Annotated in this window: 14 protein-coding genes; all 14 read right to left on the bottom strand. The window is 48.7% G+C overall.

Annotation, left to right across the window (positions count from 1 at the left end):
• Window positions 1-209: hypothetical protein (locus V7Z60_RS07305; RefSeq protein ID WP_334117179.1), on the bottom strand; the 209-nt coding region annotated here is incomplete at its 3' end.
• A gap of 97 nt (window positions 210-306) precedes the next feature.
• Entirely contained in the window at window positions 307-1,728 is a 1,422-nt protein-coding gene (locus tag V7Z60_RS07310; RefSeq protein WP_334117180.1) for a phage tail tape measure protein, read from the bottom strand.
• Entirely contained in the window at window positions 1,729-1,929 is a 201-nt protein-coding gene (locus V7Z60_RS07315) for a hypothetical protein (protein ID WP_334117181.1), read from the bottom strand.
• Entirely contained in the window at window positions 1,926-2,291 is a 366-nt protein-coding gene (locus V7Z60_RS07320; protein WP_334117182.1) for a hypothetical protein, read from the bottom strand. Before V7Z60_RS07320 ends, V7Z60_RS07315 begins: the two co-directional genes overlap by 4 nt.
• Window positions 2,292-2,346: 55 nt before the next feature.
• Window positions 2,347-3,003, bottom strand: coding sequence for a major tail protein (locus V7Z60_RS07325; RefSeq protein WP_334117183.1), 657 nt, complete (start codon window positions 3,001-3,003; stop codon window positions 2,347-2,349).
• A gap of 2 nt (window positions 3,004-3,005) precedes the next feature.
• Window positions 3,006-3,380: a DUF806 family protein gene (locus V7Z60_RS07330; RefSeq protein ID WP_334117184.1), complete on the bottom strand. Its 375-nt coding sequence runs from the start codon at window positions 3,378-3,380 to the stop codon at window positions 3,006-3,008.
• On the bottom strand, window positions 3,377-3,811 hold the full coding sequence (locus tag V7Z60_RS07335) for an HK97 gp10 family phage protein (RefSeq protein ID WP_334117185.1): 435 nt from the start codon (window positions 3,809-3,811) through the stop codon (window positions 3,377-3,379). Before V7Z60_RS07335 ends, V7Z60_RS07330 begins: the two co-directional genes overlap by 4 nt.
• Window positions 3,804-4,154, bottom strand: coding sequence for a phage head closure protein (locus V7Z60_RS07340; RefSeq protein ID WP_334117186.1), 351 nt, complete (start codon window positions 4,152-4,154; stop codon window positions 3,804-3,806). Before V7Z60_RS07340 ends, V7Z60_RS07335 begins: the two co-directional genes overlap by 8 nt.
• Complete coding sequence (locus tag V7Z60_RS07345; protein WP_334117187.1) at window positions 4,120-4,440, bottom strand: head-tail connector protein; 321 nt, start codon at window positions 4,438-4,440, stop codon at window positions 4,120-4,122. Before V7Z60_RS07345 ends, V7Z60_RS07340 begins: the two co-directional genes overlap by 35 nt.
• Before the next feature lie 12 nt (window positions 4,441-4,452).
• Complete coding sequence (locus V7Z60_RS07350; protein WP_334117192.1) at window positions 4,453-5,661, bottom strand: phage major capsid protein; 1,209 nt, start codon at window positions 5,659-5,661, stop codon at window positions 4,453-4,455.
• A 24-nt stretch (window positions 5,662-5,685) separates the two neighbouring features.
• The gene (locus V7Z60_RS07355) at window positions 5,686-6,390 is read right to left on the bottom strand and encodes a head maturation protease, ClpP-related (RefSeq protein WP_334117188.1); all 705 of its coding nucleotides are present in this window, start codon (window positions 6,388-6,390) and stop codon (window positions 5,686-5,688) included.
• Window positions 6,377-7,507 carry a phage portal protein gene (locus V7Z60_RS07360; RefSeq protein ID WP_334117189.1) on the bottom strand — a complete coding sequence of 377 codons (1,131 nt, stop codon included), beginning with the start codon at window positions 7,505-7,507 and terminating at the stop codon, window positions 6,377-6,379. The genes V7Z60_RS07355 and V7Z60_RS07360 overlap by 14 nt, the downstream gene beginning before the upstream one ends.
• A gap of 2 nt (window positions 7,508-7,509) precedes the next feature.
• Window positions 7,510-7,695, bottom strand: coding sequence for a DUF1056 family protein (locus V7Z60_RS07365; protein WP_334117190.1), 186 nt, complete (start codon window positions 7,693-7,695; stop codon window positions 7,510-7,512).
• Between the two features lie 5 nt (window positions 7,696-7,700).
• A partial coding sequence (locus tag V7Z60_RS07370; protein ID WP_334117191.1) for a terminase TerL endonuclease subunit occupies window positions 7,701-8,603 on the bottom strand: 903 nt, incomplete at its 5' end.

An 8,603-nucleotide genomic window follows, 5' to 3' on the forward strand; every position in this document is an offset into this window, starting at 1 on the left:
AACTTATTTATAAACGAAATTACGCCGGAGACAGCAAGAAAAATGAATATTAATATAAAATCAGCAGCTCTTGTAAAAAGATTGTCAACCCACTCCATAGGTGATGGTATATCATATATACTACAAATAAAGCCTGTGATTGCGCCAATTGCGCCGGCGACTACAACAGCCGCCATTGTCTTACCATCACCTTTTTTCCACTTGTACATGCTATCACCTCCGTAAAACGTTTATCATCTTGAGATTATTATATCATGATTTAGCCTTCCCCGAATTAACAAAGTTATTTTTCAAAGCAATTTCTCGCTAAGCGGCCAGTTTTACCAAAGCCTTGTCTGCTTCCAAACCATTATTACTCAAAACACCCATGGCACTTGCCGTTTCAGACAAACTGAATCCCGCCTGGTGAGCTGTAGCCGATACATAAGACATCCCGATGCCCAGAGACTGGAACGATGTTGACGTAACATCAGCAGAGTAGGCCAAGGTGTTGACGGCCTTCTTGGTCTGCACCGTCATCTCCCTGGTGGAACTGAGCTGTTTTCCGTTCTTGTCAACGGTCATTCCAAATCCTTCAAGAGTCTGTGACGCAACTTCAACTACATCGGAGAAATCATCCCCCGAAGCAATGGAACCCTGAAGTTCGGTGTTCATTGCACCAATTGCCTGTTTGCTTGTATAGCCACGCTTGACAAGTTCCAGATAAGCGTCAGCGATGTCTTTTTGAGACTTTCCATACTTCAGTGAGTATTTCTCTCCGTCAGACTGCATGATTGCAACCGCCCTGGTTGCCTCGGCGACGCTTTCTCCGCCAGTCACCAGGTTATTCTTGATGACATTGTACTGACTGCTCAGTTCAGACGCCTTCTCCGAACCTTCTTCAAGCTTGCTGATAACACTCGATGTTGCTGCAGTGACGGAGCTTGCTGCAGCCAGTGCTGTCGTCGTGACTTTCACGGCGGAGTTCTTGAATTTTTCAAGCGAAGAGCTGGCATGCTCCGGCCACATTTTCGTGACCTTTATCTGATTCCTGATCTCAGCTTCATTCTGTCTGTAGCTGAGAGTGAGGTCCTCGACCTTTGCCTTCTGTGACTGGTATGCACTTGAAGTTTCACCGGAAACTCTTGCCGTTTCCTGAAGAAGCAGTTTTTCCTGTTTCAACTGAATTTCAAGCGATTTTCGAACGCTTTCCAACCCCTTCAGCTTTGCCCTGGCGGCTTCATTTGTCCGTCCCTCTGTTTCAAGAGCATGAGCATATGAGGTGGTAATGTCCGTTACTCTCGACGTTGCGTTGCGGACTTCGTCAGTCCTCTTAGTCAGCGTTTCAAGATTTCGTATTGCCTGAAGGTGAAGCTGATTCTCCTGAGAACTAATCTGGCGTGCCTTTTCCTGCTGGGCAGTCAAACTGTTAATTGCCCTTTTGGCAGCATTGATCTGGTTTTCGTATCTAAGCCACGCCTTCTGACCTTTATCGGTGTCAGTATTAAGCCCCGACTGTTCTTTTCTTAAACGTTCAATAAGCACATTCTGTGCCTTGATTGCATTCTCGGCATCCGTAACCTTATTGGCGTATGCTGCCATTACGCCCTCACCTGCTCGAATTTCTTCAAAGTTGGTGCGCATTGCATTCTTCAGTGCATAAGCTTCCTGTTTAATGGTCTGCAATTTGCGACCAACACCACGGTCATCAAGGTCTATCGAGAACGTATAGCCTTCGATTTTAGGCATTTAGCCTCCCCCTTTCATCAAAGATCTTGCAAACTCGCCGGCATCAACCACACGCTCTTCACGTGGTCGTGAAACCAGTGCCGTCTGCATGTCAGAATAAGAAGAATTATAGTAATCTTCCGGCAAGACACCGTTTTCAGTAAGCAGCTGCTTAGCCATATAGTCAATATCATCGCTCAGCTGCCGTAACTGAAGATTCATTCTTCTTCTTGCTTTTTTGGGTCTTCAGTCACCTCGCTGTCATCGTTAAGCGATCCCATGTCAATACCCAGAAACTGACGTGCCATCTCACGGAACACATCGTACTGGTCGGAGAATGAAGCTTCATCAAGCTTCTTCCGCTCCGTCTTGCTGAGCTCCAACATGTCTTCCAGAATATCCGGAACCTTATCGACAATGAAGTTCATCAGAGAGATTGGATTTTCATCCAGCTCAAGTAAATTGTCATTCCATTCGGTAAAATTTCTGATAAACTTCTTCACGTTTGTGTTTGAGTCAATCAGTTTCCAGTTCTTTTCAGGAAAACCGAGAACAGTGCCGTCAATCTTTACTACCTTTGCCATTATTAAACATCCTTTCTTGTTATTCGTCTCACATCTCTCGTCTCTGTCTGATCAACTAGTGTGATTCTGAACCCTGCGGTGCTGAAGGAGCGGCTTCAGCAGTCACAAACTTCTGCGTCGAGCCGAAGACCTCGTCAAACATCTTCTTCATGCTGAAGTCCTTTGCACCTTCATAGTAAATCTTGTATGTCTTGTTATTAAGCGCAGGTGCGGCAAGAGCCGTGAACGTCAGCTGCTCCGTTTCACGAGTCTGAGCCGTGTCAGTGTTGGACTGCACATTCTGCTGAGTTTCACTGAAAACGCCACGTGGAAAGGCAAAGTAGATTGCCTTGTTTTCAATTTCGTCGTGAGACGCAACGATAAGTGCACTTTCCACTGTATCGTCAGTATCGACATAACCGCCATTTGAAAGCTTGCGTCCAAGCAGTGCCTGCTTAACCGCAACGTTGACCTGGTTGTACGTCAGTGCTACGGACGGTGAAGCCGGTGGATTGCTGACTGCAACAAGGGCGTCATTGCCGTACACCTTTGTAACCGTGCCGGAAAGGCCCGTGATGTTGGCGGTCGTTGCACCGAGGTTACCGTTCTTCTTCGATGTATTAATTTCATAGACGCCGGTTTCAGAAACCCCGCCCTTGTCCACTCCGACGATGACGTTCCCGTCTTCGCCCTTGATTCCTACATAAGTTGTGTATAGACCTACTATAGCCATTTTCAGACCTCCATTTTAATGTTGAACTTAAGTGTGTTGGTAATGTTCCTGCTATCCAGGCTCAAGACATGCCCCGCATCGGAGTAACAGTACACCCCGTTTTCTCTCAGCACCTTCTTCAGGCTCTGTTCCAGTGCGTTCATGTCTTCTTCATAGTCTTTAGGATAGTAGAAATCAATCTGTATCCGTTTATTGGTATATAGAATATTGTCGTTGCCATAATCATCACCCATTCCCGGTGCTTCTGTAATCAGCACAATCACATCGGAACCTGCAGAATCGTCCACGCCGAACGTGTAGATATCATCTGTCTTAAGTCCTGGAATTGAATCAATGTTATCGGCAAGAATTCCATAAACATATGCGGCAGGTGTCATTTTCCCCCCACCTTCCTTGCAAAGGCATCTTCCAGAGATTGCCTGATAGCTTCCTGTATTCTGTCCTTTGAGGCAAGTTCGGCCGCCTCCCAGAAATGCTTGCCCGGAACGTGTTTGTGACTGTATCCGTTGCGGTCAGTCGCTATCCAGCCGTCATTCTGGAAACGTGCAATATAGCCACGCTTGGACTCATCAGAGAAGCCGACGTCAACGCGGCCGCTCGGCTCTGTAATGACGAGCACCGCATCTTGAATATGAGGTGTCCCGTCATGGTATATCCTGTCAGAGCGAGGTGTCTTCGCCTTAAGTTCTGCGGCAAAGATGTCAGCACCGGCCTTATTGGCACGTTTTCTGTCCTCCAGTGTCAGCCCTTCGGCCAATCTGGTAAGCACTCCTTCAAATGACTCTTCGTGACCGATTGAGTTAACCATTCTTATCCACCTTCTTCAGCGTAATCAAGTCAAATCCGACCGGTGGAATACCGTCATCTTCCTTGATGTTTACAATATCGTAAACTTCGCCATTGACCTGTACCTTGTATTTATCGTTCAATGCATGGTTGTGACGAACGAAGATAACCATCGCTATGCTCTGGTCAATGCCATGGTATGCAATACTGTCGGCCATTGACAGGGAATACTCTCCATACCACACAGAGAAGTCAGGGACAAACCCTTGAATCGGACGCCCTGTGTTGGGATTTTTCCTGTCGGTTGCCCCCATATGCCCGAATGCGGCCTTACCCCTCATCCGGCTTGGATTGAGATTCTTCAAGTGCCGCCACCTCCCCGCGCATCTGTCCTATAAGCGAATTCATAGTTGCGTTGATTGTAGTAACCGAGCCTGTAAATGCCGTCATGCGATACATGTAGTACGTTGACGCAAGCGCAAGAACGGCCGTGTCAAACCGCCCGTTGTTCTCGTAATAGCTTGCGTCATCAGCCCCGACAGCATTCATGATGAATGACGAAGCGGCATCCAGATAGCCGGTCAGCAATTCATCATCAACAGTATCATCAACTCGCAGTGAATCCTTCAATGTCTCTAAGCTAACCGCCATCTAAATCACCTTCTACTTGCCCGCAGAAGCAGCAAAGTTGGCGCTTTGGTCAGCAATTGCCTTGAATGACCCCGGAACAAACGCTTCGGCATCAGTTGAGGCGACATCAAAGCGGTCAATGACGCGAATCTTGGTCGTATCCGTTTCGAATGCTCCGCCGCCGATATTAGTTGTCATAAGAGACATAGCCTGGCGGTCAAATAGTGTGACCGCCTGCTTGAGGTCACCGAAGTAGAGCGGGTGTGATCCAGCGTTATCGGCAAGCCAGCGGTCTGAAATTTCAATCACACGGTAGCCGTCAATTGTGTATTTACCCGGTTCAGTGACGTCACGCTGCATGAGATAGTCACCCATTGCATTCTTGACCTTGCGCAAGGCATTCATGCCGGAAGAGTTGGTCATGAAGGCAGATGTTGCCTTGATGGCAGGGTCAACAGAATTTTCAAGGTCAATGATGTCGTCCCACTTGGCCAGTGTCGGCTTCTTCTCGAAAGCGGCAATCTTGGTGAGAATAGCCTGATTACGTGTTACGACAACCTTCTTGGCAATCCAGCCGGTCAGCCAGGCGAGAATGTTTTCCGCCGTGTCTGCAAGCAGTGTGTTTGTGGCTGTAGTAATGCCGGCATACCGCTTGATGACGTACTTGACCGTTGTGAGCTTTGGATCGTCATTGTCGCCAATCTTCCCATCTTCTGTATCAATAGAGGCAAGAGGCGTGACATCAGACCATTTCTCGTATACGCGGGACCCTGTGGCAGTACCGACATTCTCAACGTTGACATAGTTCTGGAGTGCATCATACTGACGGACCAGAGCATGAATTGTTGTCTGCACGTCCTCCGGAATTGTCAGCCCTGCAGCTGAACCGGACGTATCAACAGTGGAATCAACCTTGTTGAACACCTTTGCGCCTGTAATCATATCCTTGAAATCTGATACGAACTTGTCCTTGAGCGTTTTCTCATCGGCAGTCAGCGGTTCCCTGTTCTCTGCCCTCATGTTTGCGACCTGTTCCGCTCGGGCGTCAGCGTATGCTTCCTCTGCTGTGTCACGGATTGCGACGGCCTTTGCCAGCTCATCCTTGACGGCCTTGAGCTCGTCTGCAGAATGCGAATCTGCGTCATTCTTCAAGTCAAGAATAAGGTCGGCGCGCTTGTCTTCAAGTTCTTGAACCTTTGCACCGGCTTCATCGAATGCCAGCTTCAAGTCATTAACGTTCATTACGTGCATTGCTTTACTTCCTTTCTAAAAAAGCAGGTCAATCTTGGCCTGCAGCTTCTTCTTTCCAACAACATCCGCATCTCTATTTTCAACAGTTTTTTTCTGCTTTTCATAGGCTTCTGCGCTTGCCATGGTCTTCTTCCATCTGTCCACAACGGCTCGGCTGACCTGTGGATAACCGGCAGAGTTAAGTACAGGCTCTCTCGATTTGCCAAAGTCCATGACGTCATCAGCAAATCCGTAGTCAACCGCCTGACTGGCAGTAAGCCACGTCTCCTTGGCCATCATGTTCGACAATTCCGCCTTGTCAAGCCCTGTCTTGGCAACATAGGCATTCATGATTGAGTCATCAATGCCTTCCAAAAAATCTGCCGTATGAGCCATATCATCAGCGTTGCCGTCAGCAGTCGTCCACGCTTTGTGGATCATGATCTGTGCCGTAGGACTGATATGCACTACATCGCCGGCCATTGCGATGACTGACGCAGCTGACGCGGCAAGACCCTGAATGTTGACCGTAACCCTGCCCGAATGCTGTGCCAGCAGCGTGTAAATCTCCGACGCGGCAAACACGTCACCACCGTTCGAATTGATGTTGACCTCAACTTCATCGGCACCGTCAAGCAGAGTGGCGACCTTGCCCGGGTATACCGCATCCCATCCTATCCAGTCATAGAACCTTCCTGTATCGTTATCAACGATGTCAGCCTTGACTTCAATTGCTGTCATTTTCCTCACCTCCCTTCAAGGCTCCCGAGTATTCAGGCATGTCTTCCGGGAAGTAGCCGGACTTCTGCAGAATATATCGTGCCTGGTTGCCGTCAAGGGCGTTGGTCTTGACCATCTCGGAAATCTTTGCAGCATAGCCGTCTCCCAACGGGTCAACAGCAGGTCGCAAATCGGCAGTGAACCGGCAGTTCAGCTTATTGTTCAGCTCTCCTAGAATCGTTCCCATGTAGCGATTAAGAGCGTTCGTGTACATTCCCTTGATCTGGTCAAGTGATGACTGCTGATCGCCCTGTCCGTTCAGATAACTGTCCGGTATCCCGTATACCTTGGCAATCTGATTAGCCGTCCAGTCAGTCTGATTGAGCAGTGCCGACACATCGGACTTGATTTCAAGCGGCTTGTAGTCTTCAAGGTCATCAAGTACCACGGGACCGTAGTTCGATGACTCCTGCTGTGCCATGAAACGCCTTGACCGTGCGGCTTTCTGTTTCTCATTAAGCAGGCCGCCCTTCTTGATGGTCAGAATGCCCGGCGATACTATCGCCTGCTTGAGCGCGGTCAATGTCAGATTCGTGTTGGCCTTCTTGATTGCCAGTTCTGAAGACAGCGACGCAAGCGGCGAAATGCCGGTCTTGCCGCCGTTTCTGCTGATAAGCCGGAAGTGCAGCATGTCAGACTGGGGAATCGAGTTGACAATTCCGATTCCCGGCTCGTCAAACGTGACGTTATAGACAAGCGAAGAGCCGTCATCCAGTTCGAAAACGTCAACCTGTGACGGTCTGAGATACTCCCATCTCAAGTCAACCCCGTTTCTGTTGCGCCATCGGTATACATAGGCTTCACCGCCAAGAAGGAGCTGCAGAAATACAGATTTCCAGAACAGATGGCCATTGGACATCGTGGTCGGCTTGTCAATCATGCCCTGCATTCTCGATGATGACGCACGTATTCGGGACGTTGCCAGGTCTCCCGAAATGAGGTTGACGATTGCGAAGACATCGGAATTATGAAGTGCTTCACGCGCTGAAACGTATACGCTCTCTGTCTTGCCGCTCAGGAAATCCACTACTGTATAATCGTTGGAATCGGGGACGGACATCAGATTGAAAATCGGCATCATTAATCACCTCCTTTACCGGCAACAGCCTCGCTTAAAAGCCCCAGAACAATAAACGCAAAACCTGTGGCAAAGATTCCCGCAGTTGCGTTCAGCCGGAAGAAACCCCATACGAAAAAGACGATTGCCGCCACGTAGAAAATGACGTCAATCGCCTTCCAGATAAGCTTAAGAATGATGATTACCACCCCCCTTAGATAGTGTCACTGTCCTCACTGTTGAACCAGTCGAGAACGTCCTGTTCCGTCATCAGGTCAACCTGATTGCTCTTGTCGTTTGTGATGCCGAAGTCTTCAAAATGATACATTGCCTGGTACATTGCGTCTATGATTGCGTCAACAACGTCAATCTTGAGCGTTGCCTTCGCCTTATCAACCTGTATTCCGACCTTGTCTTCGTACAGTTGCGCATTTATCAGCGCCTTCTCCATGATTTTGTCATCAAAACGGGTCAGTGATCCTTCGACAAACAGTTTCTGCAGAAACTTCGTCGGATCCTTCAGTTCGCCTGTTCTCTGACGTACTGCCTGTAGTGGATAACTGGTGTTATATTCCAGACGCTTGATGAATTCGTTAACGCCCATCGCATCATAGCCGAAGAACACGACCTTCAACCGGTGCTCGGAAACAAAATCAACGAGCCAGTTAAAGACCTGCTCAGTGCTGATAAGTCCCTGTTCATGAGCCGTGATTGTACAGTAGCCCTTCTTGGCCAGTTCCCTGTAGGCGATACCGTCCTGTTTCTCCTTGGCCTCGATAGAGCCGGCCCTTTGCCATGGTATGAACGAGTGTTGCATGACATGCCACTTGCGCCCCGTCTTGTCAGCGTAAGGAATGACGAAGGCCAGAGCGGTGTTGTCGGACGACATGGAGTAGTCAAATCCTAAGTACGCGTCCATTCCGTCATAGTCGAACTTGTCAATGACTGCACTCTCAATGTCGCTGAGCTTCAGGAAACTGTTTGCCGCTTCCTGAAGCCATAGATTGAGGTTTTTGTTCTGGAAATCCGATATAGTTCCGGAAAGCATGTCACTGTCGCGTTTATCCCTCAAGCCGGACAGCAGCACATCATGCTGATCCGGAAGATAAAGAAGCGG

The organism is Ligilactobacillus sp., from assembly GCF_036846325.1.
In the GTDB taxonomy this organism is placed as follows: Bacteria; Bacillota; Bacilli; order Lactobacillales; family Lactobacillaceae; genus Ligilactobacillus.

Excerpts from the sequence above, each read along its gene's own strand:
- V7Z60_RS07310 (WP_334117180.1), bottom strand. The coding sequence starts at position 1,728 with ATGCCTAAAATCGAAGGCTATACGTTCTCGATAGACCTTGATGACCGT.
- V7Z60_RS07315 (WP_334117181.1), bottom strand. The coding sequence starts at position 1,929 with ATGAATCTTCAGTTACGGCAGCTGAGCGATGATATTGACTATATGGCT.
- V7Z60_RS07320 (WP_334117182.1), bottom strand. The coding sequence starts at position 2,291 with ATGGCAAAGGTAGTAAAGATTGACGGCACTGTTCTCGGTTTTCCTGAA.
- V7Z60_RS07325 (WP_334117183.1), bottom strand. The coding sequence starts at position 3,003 with ATGGCTATAGTAGGTCTATACACAACTTATGTAGGAATCAAGGGCGAA.
- V7Z60_RS07330 (WP_334117184.1), bottom strand. The coding sequence starts at position 3,380 with ATGACACCTGCCGCATATGTTTATGGAATTCTTGCCGATAACATTGAT.
- V7Z60_RS07335 (WP_334117185.1), bottom strand. The coding sequence starts at position 3,811 with ATGGTTAACTCAATCGGTCACGAAGAGTCATTTGAAGGAGTGCTTACC.
- V7Z60_RS07345 (WP_334117187.1), bottom strand. The coding sequence starts at position 4,440 with ATGGCGGTTAGCTTAGAGACATTGAAGGATTCACTGCGAGTTGATGAT.
- V7Z60_RS07350 (WP_334117192.1), bottom strand. The coding sequence starts at position 5,661 with ATGAACGTTAATGACTTGAAGCTGGCATTCGATGAAGCCGGTGCAAAG.
- V7Z60_RS07355 (WP_334117188.1), bottom strand. The coding sequence starts at position 6,390 with ATGACAGCAATTGAAGTCAAGGCTGACATCGTTGATAACGATACAGGA.
- V7Z60_RS07360 (WP_334117189.1), bottom strand. The coding sequence starts at position 7,507 with ATGCCGATTTTCAATCTGATGTCCGTCCCCGATTCCAACGATTATACA.